This is a genomic window from Lysinibacillus louembei, from assembly GCF_033880585.1.
Taxonomy (GTDB): Bacteria; Bacillota; Bacilli; order Bacillales_A; family Planococcaceae; genus Metasolibacillus; species Metasolibacillus louembei.
This window is the reverse complement of the sequence record NZ_CP137624.1, coordinates 1,090,859-1,115,759: the sequence shown is the minus strand read 5'-3', so window position 1 is coordinate 1,115,759 and position 24,901 is coordinate 1,090,859. Positions and strand designations below refer to the sequence as shown.

26 protein-coding genes are annotated in these 24,901 nt (G+C 37.8%); 6 read left to right on the top strand and 20 right to left on the bottom strand.

The features are described from left to right. Window positions 1-84: 84 nt before the first annotated feature. From R6U77_RS05450 to R6U77_RS05420, 7 genes are all read right to left on the bottom strand, one after another. On the bottom strand, window positions 85-1,182 hold the full coding sequence (locus R6U77_RS05450; RefSeq protein ID WP_319837735.1) for a DUF4179 domain-containing protein: 1,098 nt from the start codon (window positions 1,180-1,182) through the stop codon (window positions 85-87). Continuing rightward, entirely contained in the window at window positions 1,179-1,733 is a 555-nt protein-coding gene (locus R6U77_RS05445) for a sigma-70 family RNA polymerase sigma factor (protein WP_319837734.1), read from the bottom strand. Before R6U77_RS05445 ends, R6U77_RS05450 begins: the two co-directional genes overlap by 4 nt. Before the next feature lie 116 nt (window positions 1,734-1,849). Continuing rightward, complete coding sequence (locus R6U77_RS05440; protein WP_319837733.1) at window positions 1,850-2,746, bottom strand: ferrochelatase; 897 nt, start codon at window positions 2,744-2,746, stop codon at window positions 1,850-1,852. A gap of 169 nt (window positions 2,747-2,915) precedes the next feature. Beyond that, window positions 2,916-3,578 (bottom strand): peptidylprolyl isomerase, encoded by a 663-nt coding sequence (locus tag R6U77_RS05435; protein ID WP_319837732.1) that lies wholly within the window; start codon window positions 3,576-3,578, stop codon window positions 2,916-2,918. Window positions 3,579-3,645: 67 nt separating this feature from the next. Beyond that, entirely contained in the window at window positions 3,646-5,943 is a 2,298-nt protein-coding gene (helD, locus tag R6U77_RS05430) for an RNA polymerase recycling motor HelD (protein WP_319837731.1), read from the bottom strand. Between the two features lie 219 nt (window positions 5,944-6,162). Further along, complete coding sequence (locus tag R6U77_RS05425) at window positions 6,163-6,900, bottom strand: class I SAM-dependent methyltransferase (protein ID WP_319837730.1); 738 nt, start codon at window positions 6,898-6,900, stop codon at window positions 6,163-6,165. Window positions 6,901-7,090: 190 nt separating this feature from the next. Next, window positions 7,091-8,953, bottom strand: a complete 1,863-nt coding sequence (locus R6U77_RS05420) for a leucine-rich repeat domain-containing protein (RefSeq protein WP_319837729.1) — start codon at window positions 8,951-8,953, stop codon at window positions 7,091-7,093. A 193-nt stretch (window positions 8,954-9,146) separates the two neighbouring features. Here R6U77_RS05420 and R6U77_RS05415 point away from each other — a divergent pair, with 193 nt between their 5' ends. Further along, window positions 9,147-9,692 carry a PadR family transcriptional regulator gene (locus R6U77_RS05415; RefSeq protein ID WP_319837728.1) on the top strand — a complete coding sequence of 182 codons (546 nt, stop codon included), beginning with the start codon at window positions 9,147-9,149 and terminating at the stop codon, window positions 9,690-9,692. Window positions 9,693-9,695: 3 nt separating this feature from the next. Further along, window positions 9,696-10,172, top strand: a complete 477-nt coding sequence (locus tag R6U77_RS05410; RefSeq protein ID WP_319837727.1) for a DUF4188 domain-containing protein — start codon at window positions 9,696-9,698, stop codon at window positions 10,170-10,172. 154 nt (window positions 10,173-10,326) lie between these two features. Here R6U77_RS05410 and R6U77_RS05405 read toward each other — a convergent pair whose 3' ends face one another. Further along, entirely contained in the window at window positions 10,327-10,911 is a 585-nt protein-coding gene (locus R6U77_RS05405) for a TetR/AcrR family transcriptional regulator (protein ID WP_293929877.1), read from the bottom strand. 177 nt (window positions 10,912-11,088) lie between these two features. Between R6U77_RS05405 and R6U77_RS05400 the strand changes: the two genes are divergently transcribed. Then, on the top strand, window positions 11,089-11,823 hold the full coding sequence (locus R6U77_RS05400; protein ID WP_319837726.1) for a glucose 1-dehydrogenase: 735 nt from the start codon (window positions 11,089-11,091) through the stop codon (window positions 11,821-11,823). Window positions 11,824-11,927: 104 nt separating this feature from the next. Then, window positions 11,928-12,905, top strand: coding sequence for a tRNA dihydrouridine synthase (locus tag R6U77_RS05395; protein ID WP_319837725.1), 978 nt, complete (start codon window positions 11,928-11,930; stop codon window positions 12,903-12,905). A 149-nt stretch (window positions 12,906-13,054) separates the two neighbouring features. Here R6U77_RS05395 and R6U77_RS05390 read toward each other — a convergent pair whose 3' ends face one another. From R6U77_RS05390 to R6U77_RS05340, 11 genes are all read right to left on the bottom strand, one after another. Beyond that, window positions 13,055-13,540 (bottom strand): methylated-DNA--[protein]-cysteine S-methyltransferase, encoded by a 486-nt coding sequence (locus tag R6U77_RS05390; protein ID WP_319837724.1) that lies wholly within the window; start codon window positions 13,538-13,540, stop codon window positions 13,055-13,057. Further along, window positions 13,524-14,420: a DNA-3-methyladenine glycosylase family protein gene (locus R6U77_RS05385; RefSeq protein ID WP_319837723.1), complete on the bottom strand. Its 897-nt coding sequence runs from the start codon at window positions 14,418-14,420 to the stop codon at window positions 13,524-13,526. The genes R6U77_RS05390 and R6U77_RS05385 overlap by 17 nt, the downstream gene beginning before the upstream one ends. Further along, the gene (locus tag R6U77_RS05380; protein WP_319837722.1) at window positions 14,407-14,973 is read right to left on the bottom strand and encodes a bifunctional transcriptional activator/DNA repair enzyme AdaA; all 567 of its coding nucleotides are present in this window, start codon (window positions 14,971-14,973) and stop codon (window positions 14,407-14,409) included. Before R6U77_RS05380 ends, R6U77_RS05385 begins: the two co-directional genes overlap by 14 nt. A 78-nt stretch (window positions 14,974-15,051) precedes the next feature. Continuing rightward, complete coding sequence (locus R6U77_RS05375; protein ID WP_319837721.1) at window positions 15,052-15,504, bottom strand: helix-turn-helix domain-containing protein; 453 nt, start codon at window positions 15,502-15,504, stop codon at window positions 15,052-15,054. A gap of 140 nt (window positions 15,505-15,644) precedes the next feature. Continuing rightward, complete coding sequence (locus tag R6U77_RS05370; protein ID WP_319837720.1) at window positions 15,645-16,373, bottom strand: Fic family protein; 729 nt, start codon at window positions 16,371-16,373, stop codon at window positions 15,645-15,647. 86 nt (window positions 16,374-16,459) lie between these two features. Next, window positions 16,460-17,179 carry a glycerophosphodiester phosphodiesterase gene (locus R6U77_RS05365; protein ID WP_319837719.1) on the bottom strand — a complete coding sequence of 240 codons (720 nt, stop codon included), beginning with the start codon at window positions 17,177-17,179 and terminating at the stop codon, window positions 16,460-16,462. Window positions 17,180-17,193: 14 nt separating this feature from the next. After that, complete coding sequence (locus R6U77_RS05360) at window positions 17,194-18,528, bottom strand: ABC transporter substrate-binding protein (RefSeq protein ID WP_319837718.1); 1,335 nt, start codon at window positions 18,526-18,528, stop codon at window positions 17,194-17,196. Between the two features lie 17 nt (window positions 18,529-18,545). Continuing rightward, a complete protein-coding gene (locus R6U77_RS05355) occupies window positions 18,546-19,358 on the bottom strand; it encodes a carbohydrate ABC transporter permease (protein WP_319837717.1) in 813 nt (270 codons plus the stop codon). Next, window positions 19,355-20,200 carry a carbohydrate ABC transporter permease gene (locus tag R6U77_RS05350; protein ID WP_319838342.1) on the bottom strand — a complete coding sequence of 282 codons (846 nt, stop codon included), beginning with the start codon at window positions 20,198-20,200 and terminating at the stop codon, window positions 19,355-19,357. The genes R6U77_RS05355 and R6U77_RS05350 overlap by 4 nt, the downstream gene beginning before the upstream one ends. Window positions 20,201-20,271: 71 nt before the next feature. Further along, window positions 20,272-21,363, bottom strand: a complete 1,092-nt coding sequence (locus R6U77_RS05345) for an ABC transporter ATP-binding protein (RefSeq protein ID WP_319837716.1) — start codon at window positions 21,361-21,363, stop codon at window positions 20,272-20,274. Between the two features lie 135 nt (window positions 21,364-21,498). Further along, window positions 21,499-22,416, bottom strand: coding sequence for a helix-turn-helix transcriptional regulator (locus R6U77_RS05340; protein ID WP_319837715.1), 918 nt, complete (start codon window positions 22,414-22,416; stop codon window positions 21,499-21,501). A gap of 96 nt (window positions 22,417-22,512) precedes the next feature. On the opposite strand from R6U77_RS05340, the gene R6U77_RS05335 reads away from it, so the two are divergent. Continuing rightward, entirely contained in the window at window positions 22,513-22,992 is a 480-nt protein-coding gene (locus tag R6U77_RS05335; RefSeq protein ID WP_319837714.1) for a GyrI-like domain-containing protein, read from the top strand. Between the two features lie 60 nt (window positions 22,993-23,052). On the opposite strand, the gene R6U77_RS05330 is transcribed toward R6U77_RS05335, so the two are convergent. Beyond that, on the bottom strand, window positions 23,053-24,066 hold the full coding sequence (locus tag R6U77_RS05330; protein ID WP_319837713.1) for a helix-turn-helix transcriptional regulator: 1,014 nt from the start codon (window positions 24,064-24,066) through the stop codon (window positions 23,053-23,055). Between the two features lie 157 nt (window positions 24,067-24,223). Here R6U77_RS05330 and R6U77_RS05325 point away from each other — a divergent pair, with 157 nt between their 5' ends. After that, window positions 24,224-24,895, top strand: a complete 672-nt coding sequence (locus tag R6U77_RS05325; protein WP_319837712.1) for a class I SAM-dependent methyltransferase — start codon at window positions 24,224-24,226, stop codon at window positions 24,893-24,895. Window positions 24,896-24,901 lie beyond the last annotated feature (6 nt).

Genomic DNA, 24,901 nt, shown 5'->3' with positions numbered 1-24,901 from the left:
TAGACGACGAATATGTGAATTTGACTCAATATTTTTTACAATAAAAAACAAGCCGACATGGAAAAAATCGACTTGTTGAATATATCACCTCACAGGAATTTGAATAGGCGCAATTTCAAATGGCTCTTTTACTGGCACTACTTCACCCTCTATTGCATCATTTTTTACTTTATTCACACTAATGATCGGCGTTATCGTAATCGATGTTGCTCTTTCATCAAAGGCTGGCAATGTAATACGTGGATAATTTATATGGGATTCACCAAAGTCAGTGCTATGTGCCGTCCCTCTATGATGAATAAAGTTATAATGATTTCCTACATCATCCATCACTCGATACTCCACAAATACAAGACGTACTTTATCATATTCCTGCGCTAGAAGTGCCTCATCGACTAGCTCTGACATATAAAATGTTGTAGCAATCGGTGTTTTAGTGGATTTCAGTACAGCTACTTTGACACCTTCAGCCTCTGTTGTTAAGCTATCCTTCTGAAATATTTGTGATTCACTCTTTAATGCCTGTAATGTAAATTCGAAAGACCAATTTCCCGCTACTACATTATTCACATTATTTAAATCTATAATTTCATCACCTTGAAATTTCACATGCACTTCTTCTGGCTTTGTGCCTTCAATTAACTGATACACATAGACTACGGCATATTCTGTATCACTTAATTTTTGCACAATATAATTACGGTCATAACCACTGTGCTTATATCTTTCCTTAAATTCATCAACTACTATTGATTCTTCTATGACTGGTCTCTCTCCCAAGCTTTTGTCACTTTTAATTGTGTAGGCAATCGTAATGTTTTCTGTATCATAAACCGCATTCGTAATCGTTACTTCAACGCCGTTACTTTCCTGACTTATGCCCATAGTTGTAGAATACTGTCCATAGTTATCAAACACATATTTTTCATTATCAACAAATAAAGAAAATACATTTCCTATAATCGGAATATTAGTAGCGAAGGCTGGGAATGTGTAACCAACTGTAATGCCTGTAGCTAGTAAAAATATAGCAGCAGCTGCCATATATTTTGTGAAATATTTCTTCTTTTTAACCTTAAATATCCTTTTTTCAATCCGCTCTTTTTCATGTGTGCTAACTTCCATTGGCTCCAATTCCATATCAATCTTTACATGATTAAATTGCTTATATAGCTTTTTCATGTCACACTTCCTCCTAAATGAATTTGTTGTAGACGCTTTTTCCCTCGATATAAGCGATTATCTATAGCAGCCTTTGTCAAACCACAATGCTTAGCAATTTCCTCGTTTTTCATATTTAAAAAGTATTTCATCGTAAAAATATCGCGGTCCAATTGCTCTAGCTGGCTCATCATGTTTAATAATTCCTCTGTCGATGCCTTTAGAAGATACTCCTCTTCTGCTGATTTTACCGTGTCACTGTTTTCATTAATTTCATAAAATAACGCTGATTTAGCTAGCTTTCGTTGCTTATTAATTGCTTGAAATTTGGCGATTGTACAAAGCCACTTTCTAAAATCCTCTTGATTGCCTTCAAATTGCCTTGCATTTTCATAGGCTCCTAAAAATGTGTCACTAATACATTCTTCAATGATCTGGGGATCATTATAAGATTTTAATGTATTGTAAATAATTGCTTTCACAATGCCGATATATTCACCAATTACATACTGTAGCGCTTCTTCTCTTTTTTTCTTCAAATGCTTAATAAAGTTGTCACTTGTAATTTTCATACAATCATCCTTTCTTAAAGTATGAAGGCCTTTACTTATAACATCGTTGGAAATTCAATTTATTCTCAAATAAAAATAAAGCCTGAGAAATCTCTCAGACTTTAAGCTTAAATTTCTTAAATATGTTTTTCAACCAATGCCGTTAAAGCGATGATTGTATCAAAGCTATCGCCTAAAAACTCGGAAGTTGCAAAGCTTACATTTAGCTCTGCCGCTAGCTTCTGGCATTGCTCATTAATTTCACTAAATGATTCCACATCGGCGCTAACACTTAATAGCTCACATGTAACAAAGCCTTGCGCACCTTCAGCTTGTAAGCTTCTCATCGCATCCTTTACATTTGGTGCTAGCCAACCTTCCGATTTACCTGAACGATAAACTGGCTGGAATCTCTCGATATTTGCTTTTTTAGCAATCGCAGCAGCAAGCTCCTCAAATTGCTTTGCATAAAATTCACTACGCTCTGGTACAATTGGCTGACTATGCGCTGTAAACAGTATATAAGCAGATTTTTGCGCCTCTGCAGGTAGCCATTCAAAAGCGCGGCGAACACGTTCTGCGTAGACACTAATAATACCTTCATCTAAATGCCAGTTATCAATCGCTATATGACGAATATCGCTCCCACTTGCAAGCTCTGCTACCTCTGCATGTACAGCTCCACCACCGCCCACAGATAAAATTGGATTAACCGAAAGTGTCACAATTGTCTTTGCGCCTGCTTGCACAGCCTCGTTATATACATCCTCTACAAATGGAGCTGTATGCTTATATACGTTATATACGCGAATTTCTTCATTTGATCTACTGTTTAATGTTGTTTGTAACGCTTTGGCAATCCGTTCAGTGGAAGAACGAATGAAGTCTGGGAATCCTGACTGTTTAAATGCTTCCTCAATACCACTAAGCATTTGTGCAGGTACTGGCTTCCCCTTTAGAATATGGCTAAAATATGCTTGTACATCATCAATTGATTTTGGTGCACCATAGGCATAATAAATGACTGCTATCATCTCAACAACTCCCTCTTTAGGCTTACGCCTCCCATTCTATAGATATTGATTATCATTGTCAATTAGAGAGGGAATCCTTATATATCAAATACTAGCATGGCATTAATTAATGCCATTATCATTTAAAAAGCTGTAGAAAAAAGTCTACCTTTTCTACAGCTCCGTTTAATTATTTAATTACTTCTGGCTCTGGATAATCGACACCTTTTGTATCCACTTCCACTTTCTTGATTTTTTGATCTTCCAATGGCTTGTCTGCTGCATCTCGCTCAACTGCAACAATGGCATCTGCCACTTCAATACCTTCAATTACTTTACCAAACGCTGCATACTGCTCATCAAGATGTGGCGCATCCTCTACCATAATGAAAAATTGCGAGCCTGCAGAATCTGGATCTTGTGCACGAGCCATTGAAATCACTCCACGCTCATGCTTTAAGTTATTGTCAAAGCCGTTTGCAGCAAACTCTCCTTTAATGCCATAATCTGGGCCACCTACACCTGTACCTTCTGGGTCACCGCCTTGAATCATAAAGCCTGGAATTACTCGGTGAAAAATAAGTCCATCATAAAAGCCCTGCTCTACTAAAGAAATAAAATTCGCTACAGTATTTGGCGCTACAGCAGGCTCTAATTCGATAACGATTTTCTCATCATTGTCCATTGTGATTGTCACGATTGGATTTTCCTTCACATCTGCTATATCATTTTTTTCGCTTTCTGGCTCAGCTGCTCCATCCTCTTTATCATCCTTTGTCCCACATGCTGCAAGCGCAAAAACCAATGTTAACAAAGCAAACATCAAATAAAGTTTTTTGTTACGTAAAAACATTTTGCCAACTCCTTTTCTATATTTCGCACTATTCACTTTACCGTAGAATGAGCCGATTGTGAACTATCTACTCCTTCTGTAAAAAGGAGCTTGGCTGCCCTACACTATATAGCTGTAAGCAATGCATCGCTCTCGTACAAGCTGTATAAAAAAGTCGACGCACACTTTCATCTCGATACACTGATGCATTATAAATAATTACTGCCTCAAACTCAATGCCCTTCGCTAAATATGCTGGAATAACGACAACACCTTGCTCATACTTTGGTGAGCTATTTTTTAACAGGATGATATCTTCAATAGCTGTTAATGCTTCATATGCATGTTTACTTTCCGCTGCCGATTGACAGATAATTGCTATGCTCTGATAGCCTAAGCCTTTCAGCTCTTCAACCTTCGCCTTGATATCGAGATGTAGCTCCTCCTCATTCGCTACTTGTGTCACAACAGGCTGCTCTCCATCACGATCAAAAGGAATAATGTGCTCACCTTGTGGAATGAGCTGACGTGTAAATTCAATAATTGGCTTTGTTGAGCGGTAACTTTGCGCCAAATTGATAACTTCCATTTCCTCTTGTCCATATAAATGCTGCAGCACATCAAAATTGACTACACCACTCGCATGTGTAAAAATCGCTTGATTAAAATCCCCTAACACCGTCATTTTAGCAATAGGGAATAAACGCTTAATAAACTCAAATTGAAACGGTGAGTAATCCTGTGCCTCATCAATAAAAATATGCTTGATGGACAGGTTCGTTTGAAAGCCTTGAATCAACTCTTTCATTAATAAAAATGGTGTCGCATCCTCATAAAATAGTTTATCTTCTTCTAATGTGTCCACTGTTATCTGACAAATTGCCTCCCACATTAGTGGCAAGCGCTCCTCTAGCAATTTTTGCATCAGTGCTGTATCTGTAAATAATTGCTGATAAATACCCTTCATATCAATAAAATGCAATGCAGCAATGCGCTTTTTCAATGGCTTTAATTTTTGATGGACTAAAAGCCTTGCTAGCATTTTTGGCTCCATTTCATAATCTGTTACTGAATCGCGATTAAAGCCTTTCTTTTTCGCTAAATAAACATAAGCTTTATGATATTCTTCGTTGCTCAACAGCTCGATTTCATCCTCTACCCAAGGCCTTGACCACTCTCGCTTTTCAAATTCCTTCACTTGCGTTAGCAGCCAATTCTTTGTTTTTTCAAGACGATGATGAAATTTCAATGATGTTTCATAGCTATAAAAATGTGCAGCGATTTCCTTTGCTGTCACGATAGATTTTTGTCTAAACATAATATCTTGAAACAGCATACCCGACAGCCCCAGCGATTCCTTATAAGATTTAATCACCTCAAAAAAGCGTACAGATGCTTTAAATTGGATAGCTGCGACCCTTGTAGCTGTATCCATTGTCGTCAATAAATATTCCAGTTGGTCATAAGGGTTTTCAATTTGAAACTCTTTGCTCAATCGATGATTTAAATATTCTTGAAATGTCACCTGCTGCATATTTTCTTCCCCAAGCTCTGGTAGTACATTCGATACATAGCTATTAAACATCGCATTCGGTGAAAATAAAATAATTTGCTCTGCATTCAAGCTGTCGCGGTATTTATATAGTAAATAGGCAACACGCTGCATTGCAGCAGATGTTTTCCCACTACCAGCCGCACCGTGTACAACAAGCAATCTACCTTTGTCATGACGAATAATGCGATTTTGCTCCTGCTGGATTGTTGCCACAATGCTATGCATATATTTATCTGTGCCTTTACCTAAAACTTGCTGTAAAATTTCATCACCTATCGTTAGACTTGTATCAAACATAGATTGAAGCTCACCCGCACGAATTAAATATTGCCATTTCTTCTCCAGCTGACCATAGATGATGCCTTCTGGTGTTTTATATTGCGCAGGTCCTGGCTGATAATCGTAATATACGCTAGAAATAGGTGCTCGCCAATCATAAATAAGGAAATCCTCCCCACCTTCATCCATCAATGACGAGATTCCAATATAAATTTGTTCTGTAGCACTATGTCCTTGCTCTGTAAAATCAATTCGCCCAAAATAAGGAATGTTCTGCATACGCTGCAATACATCCAACCTTTTTGCAGCATGCTGATGGGTGCTTTGACTGACTGCCAATGCTTGCGCTTCCTGTCTTAATCCAATAATCGTTTCAAGAAAATCATCGAAAGTGTCCGTATTCACTTTCACTTCATCCCAAAAATGCTTACGAATATTCATCACATCACTTTGTCGCTGCGAAGCCTCCTTCTCCAGTCGATTCATTTGTGATGCAATCGTCTTCATCACACCATTTACATGCTTTTGTTGTTGTTGAAATAATAAATTCATAGCATTCACTCCTTATGGGTTGACTTGCAATAAACGATACGCTATAATTATTATAGGGATATTTTATACTATTTACAAAATTAGCGTATAACTATATAAATTTATCATAAAGACGCAGTTTTTGCAATGCGTTTTTAGTATGGACTATATTTAGCATTTATATTATTTTTCAAAAAACAGCAGCACGAACCACAATGAAGGTTCGTGCTGCTGTTTTAATTATACCTTCCTCGCTCTCACAATTAAAAATGACGGGCGCCGCAGTTCTTTTTGGATTTTAGGCAATTGCTTGATTGCTTCCTCTGTTGGCTTAGGCTCAATTATTTTTTCGATTTGTAGCCCATGCTCAATCAATGTATTTACAAGCGTAGACAATGTATGGTGATACATTTCAACACCCTCAACAAACCAATCCAATTTGCGTAAGCCCTCACTGTGATAATCATCGACTGCATAATGCACTAGGTTTTTGTGCTCATCTAAGCACCATCCCGTTTGCGCCTTGCTCGCTGTCACAATCGGATGCTGAATCGAAAAAAGTAAGATGCCATCCATCCGCAATGCCAAACTAATTTTTTCAATAAGCTGCGAAAAATCAGCAATATAATGAAATGCTAATGAGCTGCTAATCAAATCTATGGAAGCAGCAGGCACTGTAAAATCCTCAAAGGGTACCTGTTTAAAATTCAAATTTGCATCAGTATAAAGGCTCCTAGCCATAGCAATCATATTAGTGGAAATATCAATACCTGTTACATGCTTTGCGCCTCGCTCCATACAGATTGCCGCAAAATCCCCCATCCCACAGCCAATATCTAATACTACCTTATCCTTTACATCTGGCATAAGCGTAAAAAAATTAGGCTTTTCCAATAAATTATTATAATTATGTTCCTGTGCTCTTAATGCTTTATATTGCTCAAAAAAATCATTGTTGTCATAAATATTTTGCTTCATCCTTGCCTCTCGTTTCATCATAACGTTATGAAGTATTTGCGCAAATTCATTATCACATGCCCTCTTACAAATAAATAGACTTATAATTCAGTTTTTGATAGGATGTAGATAGAGGCATGTCTTCTTTAAGAAAATAACAAAAGGCAGAAATCAATGATGATTTCTGCCTTTATTGTTGTATTGGAAGTTCTTAATAAACCAATACCCCTTTATCCAAAACAGATTTATTTTGCACTGAATTCCCTGTAATGTAGAGCTTTTTCAAATTAGCTAGCTTCACCAATGGCTCAATATCGCTAATTGCGTTATTTTCCAGATGCAGTACCTCGATTTGCTGCCATTTTTCCATAAAGCTTAGCGATTGCAATGAACCTTCCTGCATTGTAAAAGAACGCAGTGCTGTCATATTGGCGAAATATGGCACCATTTTATTGTCATCATTCAACCAATCACCGCTACCTAGCTCAAATGATGATTTATTCAATGTTAAATGCTCTAACGTATTATTTTCCAATGGCTTGTCATCCGTAAAACGGAAATAGCATTCTGTACAGCTTAGCGCTTTAACATGCTGCAAAGTAAATAATTCCTTCGTTTCATTAAAGAAATACGCCTCATTTAAATCGAGTGCTTGCAAGCTAGGTAATTGATTAAGTGCGCGAATATTAATTAGCTCCTCACTCTCAAAGGTCGAAAGCCGCTCTAGATTTTGGAATTTTACTAACTGCGCTACATCAAAATCATCATTAAGATAAACGGTTAATTCCTTTAAAGCAGGTGCCTGTAGCTTTGGTATAAGCGTATCCTTTACTTCTGCCCTCTGAAGATTTGGTGTAACAATTACTGGCATATCTGCTTTAGAATAGCCTGTTATTTTCAATTCCGTTAAAGAAGGTAGGCTACCTATAACTTCAAGCGAATCTATTTCTGAGTTGCTTTCTAAAATTAGCTTTGTCAAAGACTGCTTATTTCTAATAGCCTCTAAGCTTGTAACATACGTATAATTCAAGTGCAGCATCTGTAAATTTGGCATACTTTGTAGAAAATCTAATGTTTTTAAGCTTTGTGCATGCTCTATAGTGAGCTCACGCAATTGGCTTAATGCATACAATGCACTAAAATCTGTCGTATCTGTATAAGCAATTTTTAAGGCTTGCAAATCTGTTAATGAGGATAGCCAAGTCAAATTGTCTACATAACGGATGGCAAAGGATTTTAGCTTTAGCTGATTAAGCACATGGAAATCTGTTACCGATTCATCCATATATGTAATTTCAAGTGACTGCAAATTTGGAAAGTCGAGTAATAATGCAAGCTCATTGTTGCTTCGAATTTGTATAGAAAGCTCTGTAATCTTTGATTTATCCCCTATAAACTCGGCAATTCTAGAAAATGATTCATTGAAGGCACCTGAATAGCTTTTTAAACCTTTCAAATGCCCAAAGCTTAATTGCTCGCTTTGTTGAATATCATATTCATCATTTAGCTGTAGCTTTGTTAAGCCTGTAAGAGCTTCAAAATCCTTCTGGTCGATCTTCTCTTTATTTAATAGCTTATCCAGTAATGTATAGCTGAATATTTCCGCCTGCTCATTCGAAAATGGGTCATCAAAGCTGTAGTCAAAATGCCATTGATCCTCCAATTTTCGAGCAAAGAAATAACGAATCGTCGCGATTTCCTCCTCAGTAGGCAGTGCCTCTCCTTTGTTGAAAACATCTTTTAGGAAAAAGAGAAGTGGTTCACTTTCAGGCATTGTTCGAGCTGCTACCTGCACATTATCTGTATCCTTCATATCTACTGCCAAAAAATATGCCATAAATGCCACTATGATGATGATTGGTATGAATAACAGCACCTTGAAATTGGGATTTACATGTGGAGCCTGCTGAGGACGAGCCTCCCCATAATAATTGTTAATTGTTTGATTAATATAGTACACCTTATTTTCTTTCAGCAACAATTCTGTTTCACAGTAAGGGCATTTAATCGTTTGCCCCTCCTTATATTTCAGCTTACCATTGCAATTTGGGCAATTTAATTTCACAAACGCCATCAATATCCCCCCTTTTCGTTTATTTGTATTAAAACAAATTTTTACATAGATAAAAATAGGATAAGATACCCTATTACACTTACTGTTCTTTACGTTGAAAAACGAAAGAGGGTTTCATTATAGCTTGTATTTTTCATCACTATCCATTATTATATATCTTAATGATATATATCTTTTAGATAGGTGGAGCGATATGACAAAATACAACGACACAACATATGCACTACTCGGCATACTCACGACTGAATGCAAATCAGGCTATGCGATTAAGCAGCTCATTGATCGAAGCTTGAACCATTTTTGGAAAATTAGCTATGGGCAAATTTATCCAACGCTTAAATTAATTTCACAGGAAGGATTGGCGGAAATTCGTACTTCCTCAGGCAATGGGCGACCTGATAAAAATGAATATTATTTAACGGAAAAAGGTATAGAAGTATTAAAAAATTGGTTAGAGCAGCCAATTGAGCATTTTCCAACAGAGCGTAATGAGGTTTTACTTAAATTATTTTTCGGTCACTATCAATCTTATGAAAAGCAAAAATTGCTGCTACAAAATTATAAAGAGGCACTTGCAGGACGCTACCAAACTTATGTAGCAATCGAACAAGCAATTCAACAAGATACGAGTAAGGATGCTATGTATTGGCTGTTCACATTGGATTATGGAAAAAGGACAACTCAGGCTGCAATTGATTGGTGCAATTTTACATTGGAAAAACTTAAAAAGGAGGAGTAATACATGGTGGATAAAGTTTATACTGGGCGTTATACAGTTGATAATACAGAGGATATTGTCGTTTTTATTATTGGTATGCGCGTGAATAATCGTCTTGCTGTTCATAAATGGTTTCCTGTATTTAAAGCGATGCCCGCTATGATTAAGGAGCTTTACACACACAAAGAGGAATTAGGGTTTTTATCGATGGAAAGCTATTTTGGGCTGAAAACAACAACGATGATTCAATATTGGCGTTCTCTTGAGGATTTACTTGCTTATGCGAAAAACGAAAAGCACTTAGCTGCATGGAAGCAATTTAATCAAAGAGCAGGCAATACCGAGACAGTAGGCATTTATCATGAAACCTATCAAATCAATAAAGGCACATACGAATCCATTTATGTAAATATGCCACTTTATGGCTTAGGAAAGGTTTTACCTCATATTCCTGTTATCGCTGAAAAAAGCTCTGCTCGACAACGCTTTCATAAGCACTAGGTAGCAATTTAGAATTAACAATCTATTCATTACCGTATTTCATATCGAATTTCGGAAAGCACTTTTGAGCTGTCTTTCCGAAATTTTTTATCTAACTCCAACTTCTTTTTAACGAATATCGAAAACCGCATCAAATTCTATAACTACTGTCATTCTATTTATCACTAACAACCTTTACTTCCCCAAGCGAGGTCGTATGTAAAAATGCTAACCTTTCCGCCATTTCCTTCGGTGAGCTTTGAAAGCCTTGCTTAATCCAATAAATAAACAAGCCTAAAAATGCGTATGTGGCATAGGCATTGACTGCATCTATATCGAACCATACCTCATCCTGTAAGCTTAAATCTTTACGGCTAATACTGCCCATTGTTTCACAAAAAATATTTTGTGAGCCTGGAATAACTTCCCCCATCAGCATAAGCGAAAAAATAAATTGATTGTTATAAACAAATTCGAAGATAGGGATATTTGGCGTAGGGTCTGCAAGTGTAAAGGACTCCTTCCCCTTATAGCTATCGCGATAATACTGTGCAAGCTCATCTAAATAATCTTGAAAAATATCTGCCAATAGCTTTGTGCTATCTTCATAATGCGAGTAGAATGTGACACGGTTACAGCCTGCAACCTTTGCAATTTCTGTTATTGAAATATCTTTAAAATTCTTTTCTTTTAATAGAGTTAACATTGCACCTTTAAGCTTTGTGCGCGTTCTGACAATGCGTCGATCTTCTGCTGCCATTGCTAAAATCACCTAATTTCATACAATCTTTTGTACAAATTATAACATGTTGTCTAAAACGTTGCTTTTCATCACAAGATGATAAGGATTTTAAATTGACACTTCCTAGATAGTTCTGTTAATTTACAAATGTAGTTTATTTTAAATAGAATAATTAACATAAGGAGGAGCTTAAATATGGCTCGTTTAGAAGGTAAAGTAGCAATTATTACAGGAGCGGCCCAAGGTATGGGCGCTGCTCACGCAAAATTATTCATTGAAGAAGGCGCTAAGGTCGTTATTACTGATTTAAATGAAGAAAACGGGCAAGCTTTAGCTGCAGAGTTAGGTGAAAATGCCGTTTTCGTTAAACAAAATGTAGCAAGTGAAGAGGATTGGGCTACAGTTATTGCAAAGGCTGAGGAAGCTTTCGGTCCAGTGAATGTGTTAGTGAATAACGCCGGTATCACGATGGCAAAATCTATTCTCCAAACAACAGCTGAGGAATACCGTCGCATCGTAGAAATTAACCAAGTGTCTGTATTTTTAGGCATGAAGGCGGTCATCCCTTCGATGCAAAAAGCGAGTGGTGGCTCTATCGTCAACATTTCTTCATTAAATGGTTTAGTGGCTGGTGCAATCGGCTACACAGATACAAAATTTGCAGTGCGTGGCATGACAAAGGCGGCTGCTATTGAAGGTGCTCACTACAATATCCGTGTAAATTCTGTACATCCTGGCGTTATTGCCACACCAATGGTTGTACAAGAGGATACAAAGGCGGCTGTGGAGGAATTTGCAAAGCATATTCCATTACAGCGTGTTGCACAGCCTGAGGAAGTATCGAAAATGGTGCTATTTTTAGCATCTGATGAATCTAGCTACTCTACAGGCTCTGAATTCGTCATTGATGGTGGTATTTCTGCACGTTAATTTATGACTGCTGGATTAATCCAGCAGCCCTCTTTTATTTTCATTAGCCAATAAATATGTTATCTTTTTGCAAGACACAGTTTTGAAAGAGAGGCTATTTATTTATGAAGCAGGACAATTTTTGGCTTGATTTACCAAAGCCATTTTTTATATTAGCACCGATGGAAGAAGTAACAGACGTTGTATTTCGTCATGTCATTGCTGAAGCAGGACGTCCCGATGTCTTTTTTACAGAGTTCACAAACTCAGCAAGCTACTGCCACCCTGATGGCGTCGAGAGCTTACGCGGCCGCTTAGCTTTTACAGAGGACGAGCAACCGATAGTTGCACATATTTGGGGAGATAATCCTGAGCATTTCCGACAAATGAGTATCGGCATGAAAGAACGTGGCTTTAAAGGGGTAGATATTAATATGGGCTGCCCTGTTGATAACGTAGCAGAGCGAGGGAAAGGAGCGGGCTTAATTCTGCACCCTGAGCTAGCCGCTGAAATTATTCAAGCTGCTAAGGCAGGTGGGTTGCCTGTTAGCGTCAAAACGAGGATTGGCTTTACAGAAATAGACGAATGGCGTGAATGGCTATCCCATATTTTGAAGCAAGATATCGCCAATCTCTCAATCCATCTCCGCACACGCAAAGAAATGAGCAAAGTTGCCGCACACTGGGAGCTCATTGCAGACATCAAAAAATTGCGTGATGAAATAGCTCCTAACACATTGCTGACAATTAACGGGGATATTCCTGACCGCACAACAGGGCTTAAGCTAGCTGAGCAATATGGCATTGATGGGGTAATGATTGGACGCGGTGTTTTTACAAATCCATATGCCTTTGAAAAAGAGCCGCAAGAGCATAATGCGGAAGAATACCTCAGTTTACTGAGCTTACACCTTGATTTATACGACCATTATTCAAATGAATTCGAAACACGCTCATTTAGAGCATTGCAGCGCTTCTTTAAAATTTATGTGCGTGGCTTTAAAGGTGCAAGCCACTTAAGAAATGAGCTAATGAACGTTAATTCAACAGATGAGGCACGTGAGCTGTTAAAGCTATTTCACAGTGGCAATGTAGAGGAATAAATGCAAAAGGGGGCGCTCCCTTTGCGACGAGGATGGTGACAATTTGCTCCTGCGATTACTCGTCGCAGAAAAGCTCTATTGTGACCACCGCAGGAGCATAATTTTAAACAAAAATTGACTATGTAAAAAAGCGGAGCTGTTCAGAAAGTTCATTTTCTGGACGGCCCCTTTTTCATCGTCTGCTCATGCTGCAACAGCCATTCCTTTCTCCATAAACCACCAGCATAGCCTGTTAATGTGCCGTTAGAGCCGATAATGCGGTGACATGGCACAATGATGCTGAGCTTATTTTTTCCATTAGCACTGCCAACAGCACGAACCGCCTTGTCATTGCCAGTCGCTACCGCAATATCTTTATAAGAAACTGTTTGTGCATAGGGAACATCCGTTAAAGCGACCCACACTCTTTTTTGAAAATCAGTTCCTTCAAAGTAATATGGCACAGTGAATTCTTGGCGCTCCCCTTTAAAATATTCATCTAGCTGGTTATAGCATTCCGATAAAACTGGTGGCACTTCATCCTCTACTATGTTTTCCTTTTCCACAAATAATATTGAAAAGATTGCCTGTGCTGTTCCTACGATTTCAAGTGTGCCAAGTGGGGATTTATAGTATAATTTATATTTTTTCTCCATATAATGACCTCCAAAGGTAAAAGGTTGCGTATGCCTGCCAGCCTTGCCAATTCACTGCATAGCTTTCAATTTCGTCGATCGTGGGCTTATTCTCCAAATTCAGTATAACCTTTAGTGCATTATGCAAGCCGACATCGGTTATTGGAAAGGCGGAGCGTTGATGTAAGCAGCGCATCATCACATAATTTGCTGTCCATGCACCAATCCCTCTAATCGCTGTTAAAGATTTCTCCATATGTTGCTCTTGTAGTAACTGCTTCTTCGAAAGCTTACCATTCATTATTTCCTGTGCAATATGAATGATATATTCTGCCTTTCTTGTAGTAAATTGAAGCGACTTTAAGTCATCTACATTTAATGTCGCAATTTTTTCAACTTGAGGAAACTGCCAAAATGACTCTCCCTCAAACATAACACATTCTCCAAATTGCTCAATTAATCGCTTTTTTAATGTGTAGGCAAATGTTAAATTAATTTGCTGGCCACTAATCGCCCAAACAAATGCTTCAAACAAATCAGGGATGCAAACAATTCGCAAGCCTTTATATTTTTCAATAAATGGCTGTAATATTTGATTCTGCCTAGCCACTTCATAAAACTCCTGCAAATTTTGCTCCAAATCAAACCATTCCCAAATATACTTTGCGATTTTCTCACGCTTAGTAGCTGGAGGGATTTCCATAAGAAACTCTGATTTTATACAGCAATTAACCCACTCTACTTTACATAAAACACCTTGTATTAGCTTGTATACCGCCTGACCTTTTATGCGATGTAGTACCTCTAAATCAGAGCGATTTAAATAAATCAAGCATTCATCAAAGCTAAATTCTTTAGGAGGCACTATTTCGATATAAGCCTGATAGTCATTCCACTGCATATTGAAGCCCTCTTCTGTACTCACTAGGTGAGCAATTTTTTAAGTTACGGAATACTTTATAGAAATTAGACGGGCTATGAAAACCTACCTCATAACATATCTCCAAATTTGTTAGCTTTGTGCTATTCAAAAGATATGCCGCTTTATCAATGCGTATTTTCTCCAAATAGCTGCGTGGTGTTTCCTCAGTTTCCTGTTTAAATAAACGATCTAAATAATACGGACTTAACCCAATTTGCTCTGCTATATCGCTCAATGTTATAGGCTCCTTATAATGGTTCACTAAAAATGCAATAACTTTCCTTACAACCGCATCATGTGGCGAATGCTCAACTTCAGGCTGGCATCTTTTACAAGGGCGAAAGCCTGCTGCCTCCACTGCCTTCCTGTCATCATAAAATGCTACATTGACCTTTTTCGGCTTCCTTGATTTACAAGAAGGACGACAATAAATTTTCGTCGTTTTAACTGCTGTGAAAAACAGACCATCGTATTTATAGTCACAAGCGATAATTTTTTCCCACATCTCTTCAAATGTAAGATTAAGCTTCATGCAATCCACCGCCTTTATAGCATTTATTTTAACAAAAAACTATGCATCCTTTCGTCCTTATTCTTGTGGTTATGGTCGTTATTGATATTTATTTTTTAGGTTGTCACTCCCCACTCCACCTACTACCATTAAAATTAAAGGTAGGAAATTCATTATAAATTTCGGGATGCCCTCTAGCATTAAAATATTTGTATCAAAGAAATAATTAGAGCCCATAATCGCTAATTTTGCGACTAATAAAAACGCTCCTAATAAAAAGATGCTATCAAAAAAGCCTTTCCACTTTGGATATGCTAGCTGTTTGCTATCTTGGATTACTTTCTCTTTCAATTCCTCGTCACTCCTTAATAATTCATCAATGGTAATACCAAATAAATCACTTAATTCGATAATCACTTCGATGCTAGGATAGTTTTTGCCTGTTTCCCATTTTGAAACAGACTGTCTACTCACATGAATTCTCTCTGCAAGCTCAGCCTGTGACCATCCTTTTTTCTCCCGTTCCTGCTTTAAGCGTTCACTAAAAATCATGCTCTCTCATCGCCCTTCCTTACATTTTCAGTATTCAAAAAGTACGACCAAAAGTAAAGCTAGTTCTAGGCGCATCAAGGTGCAACCTGTAGTTGCTTTGCGAAAAAACCTGCAAGGACGAGTCCTTACAGGTTTTATCATCAGTTTATTGCACTTAAATATAAATCCAACGAAGCTTCGACCTCAGAGGCTACTAGCATAATAAAATCTTGGTAATCCTTCATTACATGAGATTTATCTAGAGCATTATAATATGCCAAACGATTTTCAACCTTTATCACAATTGGTGGGTAGCCATTTTTCATTAGTTCTAAATTTAATAATAGCCTTGAAGTGCGACCATTCCCATCAATAAATGGATGAATCCCTACAAAAATGACATGTAGCATTGCACCTCTTGTGATAGGATGCAACTGCTGTGCCTCCGTTTCATACCATATTATGAGTGCATTCATTTGTTCTTGAATTTTAAACGGCGCTGGTGGTGTATGCGTTGCACCTGAAATAAATACTTGTTGATCACGATAAACACCTGCATACTCATCATTAATTCCTTTTAATACAAGATGATGTAGATTTTTGATTTGCCATTGTGAAAATGGCTCCTCTTTTTGTACAACTTCTTCTACATAACGGATTGCATCTCGATGGTTAATAACCTCTAAATGCTCACGTAATGTCCTCCCTCCTACTGTAATACCTTCAAGCACTACTTTTGTTTCATTAATTGTTAAGGTGTTGCCCTCAATTGCATTTGAATTATACGTCCATTCTAAAAATAGCTTTTCTCGCAAGCTTTGCACTGTATATTTTGGTAAAGGCCGCTTTGCATCTAAAACAGCCTTCTTTTTATCTATTTGTTGAAACATGCATTCACCACCTTCTTCATTACTTATTATTTCATCATATCACCAAAAACAAACCGCAGGAAACCAAATAGGCTCCTGCGGCTTATTTATTTAAAACGCTCTGGGAAGTCCGTCATAATAACCTCTACGCCTGCTTCTACTAATTGCTTGTATTCGTCTTCCGCATTTACTGTATAAATGCGCAGTGGATAGCCAGCCCTCTTTGCAGCTTCACCATATGCTGACAAGGCGTATGGTGCTTCGCAATGAATAGCATTTGCACCAATTTCCCTAGCAATCCAAAGTGCATTTTCTGGCGTACCTAAAACTAAGTAACCCATCTCAATCTCTGCATTTTGCATGCGCACACGCTGTAAGCTAAATGGATTGAAGGAAGAAATAATAATGCGCTCCTGCAAATCGTAATCTTCAATTAAAGATAGCACCTTTTCTTCAAGTCCTACATACTGAATTTGATCGTTTTTTAGCTCAATATTTAAACGTAAATGATTGCCTTCCTCTTGCATCCAAGCGAGCACTGTATCTAGTGTCATTAAGCGCTGTCCTGCAAATTTTGAAGAAAACCAACTCCCCGCATCCAATTCCTCTAGCTCAGCTAGTGTAAAATCCTTTACAAAGCCTTGGCCATTTGTTGTGCGATCAACTTTTTCGTCATGAATAATCACGACTTCTCCATCCTGTGTCAATTGAACATCTAATTCAATGCCATCAACACCACTGCGCAATGCTTCTTCAAAAGCCAACATCGTATTTTCAGGAAATTGACCGCTTGCACCTCGATGTGCAAAAATTGCGGGTTTACTCATATTGAACGCCCCTTTTACTTTTTTCGATTCGCTAATTCAAGTGCTTGATTTGTTTCCTGTACCGCTTTGTTCAACGCCTCTTCAGGCTTTGCTCCTTGGTATAAGCTTTCCATTGCATTTACTACTTTTTGTCGTGCCTCTGGGAATACAGAAATTAATGCACCCTGTGTTGCAGCTGTTGGTTTTGTAGCAGCTAATTGATCTACAGTCACTTTTAATTGCGGGTATTTTTCCCATTCCGTTTTTACAATGTCTTCATTATATGCATCCGTATTAATCGCAAAATAGCCTGTGTTTACATGCCATTGTGCTTGTACCTCTGCTGATGTTAAGTATTTCATAAACTCCCAAGCTGCTTTTTGTTGCTCCTCTGCAATACCGTTTGCCATCCATAATGAAGCACCACCGATAATAACACCTTCCCATTCAGTGCCTTCTGGAACAGGTAAATAGCCTGCGCCTACTTCGAATGGTGATTGCTCAACCATGCCTCGCACCCCTGCTGATGAATCCAGATACATTGCAATTTTACCTGATTGAAAGGCTGCACGCATATCATCCCAGTTTTGTCCTGTGTTATAGAATGTGCCTTCATTATACATCTCACTAATTAAATTAAATACTTTTTGACCTTCTGGACTATTAAATACCGCCTCTGTTGCATTGCCTTTACGTCCATTTTCCTTGTTTACAAATAAACCGCCTTGTGCTGCAATTAACTCTTCAATAAACCAGCCATAGTTTAACACTGAGAAGCCGTATTGCTCATCTGTTGTTAATGCTTTTGCTGCTGCTTTTAATTCCTCATATGTTTTTGGTGGGTTTTCTGGATCTAAGCCCGCCGCTTTAAATGCATCTTTATTATAAATTAAAATCGGTGTAGATGAGTTAAATGGCATTGAATATTGTACGCCATCTACCGCATAGTAATTCGTAATATTTTTTTCCCATTTGCTTGTATCATAGTTTTCAGCATCAATAAATTTTTGAACAGGCTCAATTTTCCCCGTATCAATCATATACTTTGTGCCAACTTCAAATGTTTGCATAACTGTTGGTGCATCCTTTGTGCCTGCAACTGTATTAAATTTCGTAATCGCCTCTTCATATGTTCCTTGGAAAATTGGTTTTACGACGATTTCTGCCTGTGATGCATTGAAATTATCTACTAATGTATTCACCACTTTTTCTAAATCACCGCTCATTGCATGCCAAAATACTACTTCTGTTTTGCCATCTACCTTTGGTGCTTCTACGTTTTTCTCACCCTGTGCTTCCTCTTTATCTCCACATGCTGCTAGTACAACCGCAAAAACCGTTAATACCATAAATAAAAATAACTTTTTCATTTTCATAAACACTCCTTTTATTTTACAGCGCCTCGCATAAGGCCTTCCTGCAATCGTTTTTGTCCTAAAAATAGAAGAATCAATGTTGGCAAAATAACCATAACAACACCTGCCATCACGACGCCCCATTCAGTTGCTATTTCCTGTGTTTGCATTTGCTTTAAGCCAATTTGCACTGTGCGCATTTTTTCGTCATTTGTCACAAGCAATGGCCATAAGTACATATTCCATGCAGATAAAAAGCAGTAAATTGCTAATGTTACGAGGCTTGTTTTAGAAACAGGTAAAACAACCTTCACTAAAAATTGCCATCTACTAACACCCGCTACTTGTGTTGCCTCATACATTTCTAAAGGAATCGTTTTAAACTGCTGACGCAATAAAAATGTGCCGAATGCCATTGCGAAAAATGGTACAGATAAGCCTAAATATGTATCTGTCCAGCCTAATGCACGAATCGTTTGGAAGTTTGGAACCATCGTTGCCTCCCAAGGGATCATCATTGTCGAAATGAACACCATAAACAATAAATTTCTGCCTTTAAATTGAATAAACGTAAAGGCGAAAGCTGCTAGGCAACAGAACAGCACTTGTCCAAGCATAATTAGCGTCGATACAACAAGGCTATTCAATAAATAGCGCATGAGTGGTACTTTTTGCACCGCATTGATATAGTTGGTCATTTCAAAGCTACTCGGAATGATTTTCCCTTGCAGCACCTCTCCCCCTTGCATAAAGCTAATAAAGAAGGCATACAAAACGGGGAAAAACATAATGAATGCTGAAGCAATTAGCAGCACATATAGTACAATCTTTTTCCAAATGCTCATTGATAATGCACCCTCTTTTCTCCCCATTTAAATTGCAGGATTGTGACAATTAGGATAAAGGCAAATAATAAAACCGCCTGTGCACTCGCTGAGCCGATATTGAAATTGACAAAGGCATCCTTATAAATGGAGTAAACAATTACATTTGTAGATTCCATTGGTCCACCCTTTGTTAAAATATCGATCTGTCCAAATGTTTGAAACGAGTTAATTAATGAAACGGTCACGATAAATAGCAGCGTTGGTGATAATAAAGGTAGCGTAATTTTACGCAATGTGTAAAAATCACTAACCCCTGCAATTTTCCCGCTTTCATATAAGTGCGTATCAATATTGTGCAAGCCTCCAAGTAAAATCATGAAGCTAAAGCCTGTGTTCATCCAAATTGTTGAAATTGCTACCGCCATTAAAGCCGTATCAGGATTCAATAGCCATTGCATTTCTGAAAAGCCTAGCGTTTTCATAATTAAATTTCCAATACCTACTGCTGGGTTGTAGATAAATAACCATATCACAGAGGAGGCAGCAACACTCATCCCCATTGTTGATGAGAAAATTGTGCGGAAAAAGCCGATTCCCTTTAATTTTTGATTCGCTAATAATGCCAGAAATAACGCCAATACTATACCTGCTGGTACTGTATATAAAACGAATAAAAAGGTTGCCTTCATGCTCGTTCTAAAGGACTCTGATTGCAGCAAATTGCTATAATGCTCCAAGCCAACAAATAGCTCTGCATTGCCTTGTGCGTCTGTTAAAAAGAAGCTTAAATAAATTGTTTTTAGCATTGGGTAAAACAAAAACACAGTAAACAATAAAATAGATGGCAAAAGATACAACATGCCTTCAACAAAGCTTGGTATACCTTTTCTAGCCCTCACCTTCTTTGCAACGCCTTGCTCCTTTGCTGCAATCATACAGTAACCTCCGTTGAGGCAAGTAGCTCTGTCACTTCAATGCGCTTTTCTGTTGCGAAATCAAACAAATGTAAATGCGCTGTATCGACTTTAAATGGAATCTGTTCACCTGCTTGGAAATTCCATTGTCCTGCCCATTTAGCAATCCACTGTTCACCATTTAGTGAGAACATAATTAATGTTTCTGTACCAAGTATTTCAACATGCTCCACTTTGCCAAGAAATGAAGGCTTGTCACTTCCTGCTGGTGCAATATGCTCTGGTCGAACGCCAACATACACTTTATTATTTGCTGTTGCTAAAGTAGCTAGCTGCCATTCATCCGTTATTTGCAATACTTGTTGATTAATTGTCGCCTCTATCATATTCATTGGTGGTGAACCGATAAATGTTGCGACAAATTTATTTTCTGGATGATTATAAACGTGTAATGGATTTCCGATTTGTTGAATATTCCCGCCATTTAACACCATCATACGGTCAGCCATCGTCATCGCCTCAATTTGGTCATGTGTAACATAAATCATCGTCATACCTAATCGGCGTTGAATTTGTCTCACCTCTGAGCGCATTTTTGAACGTAGCTTGGCATCTAAATTCGATAATGGCTCATCCATTAAACAAATCGGTGCCTGAGAGGCAATCGCACGACCAAGTGCCACACGCTGTCTTTGTCCTCCTGATAGCTCGCGTGGCTTACGCTCTAATAAATCCTGTAAGCCTAATAGCTGCGCTGCATCCATACAACGCTTCTTTTGCTCTTCCTTTGAAATCTTTTTAACATGCAGTCCAAATGTAATATTTTGTGCAACCGTCATATGTGGAAATAGGGCATAATTTTGAAACACCATCGAAATATTGCGTTCATCCGGCCTTTTATATGTCGCTTCCTGCCCATTCATCATTAACATTCCATCTGTTACCTGCTCTAAACCAGCAATAATTCGTAGCAGCGTACTTTTCCCACAGCCTGAAGGACCAACGATAGCAAAAAATTCGCCTTCCTTCACCGTAAAGTCCATATTTTTTAACACGGTCGCTTCCGCATTGTATGCCTTTTTCAAATCCTGTACTTCAATGGCATTCATGTAAATCCTCCTTCGTGACATTCCTGCTCTATCATAGAGGATGGATATAAAGGGCACATAAAGCGTGTGTAAAGGAATATGAGGATTTTGTAAACAAAAAAGGAGCGTCCCAAAATGACTTTTCGGACGCCCTCTTCATTGTAAGAGGTTATTCTGTAAGATTTGTGGTATCTCTTTGATTCGCATATCCTTCCCTAAAAAAAGCAGCCAATTGCTAATGTCTTCGACTTCCTCCTCAATGGTTACGTCAATAAAGGCTTGCAAAATGGCTTCTGTTTGAAAAGCGTTTGTAAATGCTAATGTAAATTTTAATGGATGATATTTTTTGAATTGGGCAATTGCCTTTGGACCTAACTCAAGAATAAGGTTGATTTCCTCTTGCTGATTAAGCAATTTCTTCTTATTTATTTTCTTTTTCGGTATGAGGGCTTCTATATCCTTAAGATGGTCAACAGGAAAAATGCGTTTTCGTTCTTCTTCTAAATCAAAGCCTTCAATAAACCATAATCCTTTCTCATGGTAAAGATGTAACAGGTAAATTGAATAATGCCCCTCATTCAATGTGAGCTGTAAATAGCTATCTGAAAGAATCAATTGAATTAGCTTCTCTAGCATTGGATGTGGCAAATCAGATAGCTCAAGTAAATCGGGATTATGTGGGTTTGTCCCTTCAAAAAGCAGCAGCTGATTTAATAGTACAAGGTCATCCTGCTGTGTTTCTGATAGTAAGCCTAATAATTTCTCAGCTAAAGATTGGCGACTTTTTAAATATGGAAGCTGCTGATTTCTTGTTGCCATAAAAGCAATAAAAAGTGCCTTAATTTCGTTATCAGTGAAGCGCACATTGGGTAAAATAGAATTGTTCATCACAAAATAACCGCCAGCTCGCCCAACCTCTGCAACAAGTGGCATCCCCATCGCCTCAATTTCCTGAATATCGCGTATAGCAGTCGCGCGCGAAACATGGAACTCTCGCATAATTTCAGAAATAGTAAAATGGGAGCGATTGTTAATATAGCGCATCATGACATTAATTCGCTCTACTTTTTTCATGACGTCCTCCTAAACAGTATCATTTTTTGATACGATTAAACGTTATGATAAGTATATCAAAGGAAACACAAATTATAGAAAAGGAAGGTTTTACACATGGGAAACTATATTTTAGAAGAAAAAGAAGGCTTCACAGTTTTAGGAATAGGGGTTGAGCTAAAAAGCGATTATACCGATTATGTTGGCATCAACAAGGAAAAAGCGGATTTTTGGCAAGGGATCAAAGAGGATGGCACGCTAGATACATTAAAGAATTTAGCAACCAATGATTATCTGTTTACAGTCAATGAAGCAGTCAATAACAAAATGATGCACTATGCTGGCGTCATGACAAATGAAACATTGCCTGAAGCAACAAGAATCATTCAATTCCCTAAAGGCGAATATTTAGTGGTCAAAGGCGAAGCAGCTACATCTGAAGAATTAAGCAATTTGCTAACAGGCATCGCCTTCGGTCAAGCTTTACCAGCTGCGCAGGAGGTTGCTTATGTAGGCGGTCCAAACACAGCGGTTGAAATGGGTGAGAAGGATGGCTTAGTATTCGGGGAAATGTGGATTCCGGTTGTGAGGAAATAAATATTTAGAGGGAAGGCACATAAACGTGGCCTTCCCTCTATTTTTTGCAGGTTGCTCTCTCTACCTACAAATCCCATTAATTTTACTAATTAGTTCCCTTCGGCTATTCACATCCACTTTCATAAATATTGATTTTAGATGATCCTGCACAGTGTAAGTCGATATGGAAAGCTCATTCGCTATACATTTTGTTGATTTGCCCTCTAATAGTAACCTAATTAAGTCATATTCTCGGCTTGTTAAATGATAAAGGGATAACAGTATTATTTTAATTTCATTCAATGAAACTCTCTCAATTAATACAGCTAGTTGCGAAGACGATGTAGATAACGGACTAACGGTTAAGGTCACAAAAAAATGATTAAAAGCATACATCATCATTTTAGATAAAGAGCCATTATTCTGCGAACAAATAGCACGAATAGGTCTTGGCAAATGATTTTCGGTTATTTGCTCTTCTTGTCTTAACCACGTTAAAAAGTGGTAACCCGCTTGATTAGTGGAAATAATACTTAATGTTTGATTTAGAATAATAATCCCTGTTTCCATAGCCGCTTCTTCCAATGGCTCTGTTGTTTGATATTGATAAGAAATAGATTCTTTTAACATTTGAGCAATAGATGTTAGGAACTGTTTCACGTCATTTATTTCTGTTTGGCTAAATACGCCTTGCCCTTCCATTCGATATAACGTCAAAAAGCCATAACAATGATTTTTATAAACGATGACTGCACGCAGCTCATCAATAAAGCCATGAGGAGACAAGATTTCTCGAAATCTTTTACTATGTGATGCATCGCCTCTCGTTGCTTCAAAAATTGTATTGCAATAAATTTTTTGCTCAAACAATTCCATATAGCGATTTACATCGGCTTCCTTATATTCATTTTCAAATAATTGTGGATGCAATAATTCAATGCGTTCATCCGTTATTGCCCCTGTGGATAATAACGTCTGGGGGTCAACAGTTGTAAAACAATAAGCCTCATAAGGAATTCTGCGTTTTATTTGCTCTAAAACCCTTTTTCGAACATGATAGGAATCTTTAGCTGAATGGATTCGCTGTAAAAACATGTACCCTTCCCCTTCCTATTCTAATAATCCCGCATTTATGGGATAGGTTTCTATTTTCAATTTTATTATTATAAATGAACATGCTAGAAAAGATAGGCGATGTCATAATCTTTTCAGCTTAAAGACTACCACACTTTCATAAAGGAGCTGTTTACTTTTGAATTGGCATGACAAGCAAGTAAAAACATACGATCAACAAATCTCAAGAAAAATTGCAGGATACGAATTGCTACATGATTTAACAAGTCATTTGCTTTCTATACACAGCCCGTCCATTCAACAAATGCTGATTATTGGCGCTGGCGGAGGACAAGAATTGGTGTCCTTCTCAGCACACCTACCAAATTGTCACTTTCTAGCACTCGATTCCTCTAAACCGATGCTGGCAAGGGCAAAGGAACGTACAAGGCATTTAAACAACTCCATCGATTTTGTTTTAGCTGATTGGGCCGATTATGAGGTGACTGCCCAATTTAATGCAGCAAGCTGCTTATTAGTTTTAAATTTTATCGATGGGCTTGAACAAAAAATAGCGTTTATCAATAAAATTTATCATACCTTACAGCCTCATGCAGTGCTATTTATTTCCATGATGATGAAGGATGCCGAGCAATGTATGAAATTGCAACTAAGCGCTTGGAAACATTACATGCAACAACAGGAAATATCAACTGAACATGCGACAAAGTTTGAAAAAAATTATCATAATACCTATCAGCTATTACAAGAAGATGAGCTTATCTCCATCTTAACTTCCTGTGGCTTTACATCTGTTAGCCGTTATTTCCAATCATTTTTACTAACAAGTTATGTTTGCATTAAGCAATAGAAAGGA

Excerpts from the sequence above, each read along its gene's own strand:
- R6U77_RS05425 (WP_319837730.1), bottom strand. The coding sequence starts at position 6,900 with ATGAAGCAAAATATTTATGACAACAATGATTTTTTTGAGCAATATAAA.
- R6U77_RS05435 (WP_319837732.1), bottom strand. The coding sequence starts at position 3,578 with ATGTTTTTACGTAACAAAAAACTTTATTTGATGTTTGCTTTGTTAACA.
- R6U77_RS05450 (WP_319837735.1), bottom strand. The coding sequence starts at position 1,182 with ATGAAAAAGCTATATAAGCAATTTAATCATGTAAAGATTGATATGGAA.
- R6U77_RS05340 (WP_319837715.1), bottom strand. The coding sequence starts at position 22,416 with ATGAAAAAAGTAGAGCGAATTAATGTCATGATGCGCTATATTAACAAT.
- R6U77_RS05390 (WP_319837724.1), bottom strand. The coding sequence starts at position 13,540 with ATGGAGAAAAAATATAAATTATACTATAAATCCCCACTTGGCACACTT.
- R6U77_RS05350 (WP_319838342.1), bottom strand. The coding sequence starts at position 20,200 with ATGTTGTATCTTTTGCCATCTATTTTATTGTTTACTGTGTTTTTGTTT.
- R6U77_RS05410 (WP_319837727.1), top strand. The coding sequence starts at position 9,696 with ATGGTGGATAAAGTTTATACTGGGCGTTATACAGTTGATAATACAGAG.
- R6U77_RS05345 (WP_319837716.1), bottom strand. The coding sequence starts at position 21,363 with ATGAATGCCATTGAAGTACAGGATTTGAAAAAGGCATACAATGCGGAA.
- R6U77_RS05445 (WP_319837734.1), bottom strand. The coding sequence starts at position 1,733 with ATGAAAATTACAAGTGACAACTTTATTAAGCATTTGAAGAAAAAAAGA.
- R6U77_RS05375 (WP_319837721.1), bottom strand. The coding sequence starts at position 15,504 with ATGATTTTTAGTGAACGCTTAAAGCAGGAACGGGAGAAAAAAGGATGG.
- R6U77_RS05400 (WP_319837726.1), top strand. The coding sequence starts at position 11,089 with ATGGCTCGTTTAGAAGGTAAAGTAGCAATTATTACAGGAGCGGCCCAA.
- R6U77_RS05360 (WP_319837718.1), bottom strand. The coding sequence starts at position 18,528 with ATGAAAAAGTTATTTTTATTTATGGTATTAACGGTTTTTGCGGTTGTA.
- R6U77_RS05355 (WP_319837717.1), bottom strand. The coding sequence starts at position 19,358 with ATGAGCATTTGGAAAAAGATTGTACTATATGTGCTGCTAATTGCTTCA.
- R6U77_RS05415 (WP_319837728.1), top strand. The coding sequence starts at position 9,147 with ATGACAAAATACAACGACACAACATATGCACTACTCGGCATACTCACG.
- R6U77_RS05420 (WP_319837729.1), bottom strand. The coding sequence starts at position 8,953 with ATGGCGTTTGTGAAATTAAATTGCCCAAATTGCAATGGTAAGCTGAAA.
- R6U77_RS05395 (WP_319837725.1), top strand. The coding sequence starts at position 11,928 with ATGAAGCAGGACAATTTTTGGCTTGATTTACCAAAGCCATTTTTTATA.
- R6U77_RS05405 (WP_293929877.1), bottom strand. The coding sequence starts at position 10,911 with ATGGCAGCAGAAGATCGACGCATTGTCAGAACGCGCACAAAGCTTAAA.
- R6U77_RS05365 (WP_319837719.1), bottom strand. The coding sequence starts at position 17,179 with ATGAGTAAACCCGCAATTTTTGCACATCGAGGTGCAAGCGGTCAATTT.
- R6U77_RS05380 (WP_319837722.1), bottom strand. The coding sequence starts at position 14,973 with ATGAAGCTTAATCTTACATTTGAAGAGATGTGGGAAAAAATTATCGCT.
- R6U77_RS05330 (WP_319837713.1), bottom strand. The coding sequence starts at position 24,066 with ATGTTTTTACAGCGAATCCATTCAGCTAAAGATTCCTATCATGTTCGA.
- R6U77_RS05335 (WP_319837714.1), top strand. The coding sequence starts at position 22,513 with ATGGGAAACTATATTTTAGAAGAAAAAGAAGGCTTCACAGTTTTAGGA.
- R6U77_RS05370 (WP_319837720.1), bottom strand. The coding sequence starts at position 16,373 with ATGTTTCAACAAATAGATAAAAAGAAGGCTGTTTTAGATGCAAAGCGG.
- R6U77_RS05440 (WP_319837733.1), bottom strand. The coding sequence starts at position 2,746 with ATGATAGCAGTCATTTATTATGCCTATGGTGCACCAAAATCAATTGAT.
- R6U77_RS05385 (WP_319837723.1), bottom strand. The coding sequence starts at position 14,420 with ATGCAGTGGAATGACTATCAGGCTTATATCGAAATAGTGCCTCCTAAA.
- helD (WP_319837731.1), bottom strand. The coding sequence starts at position 5,943 with ATGAATTTATTATTTCAACAACAACAAAAGCATGTAAATGGTGTGATG.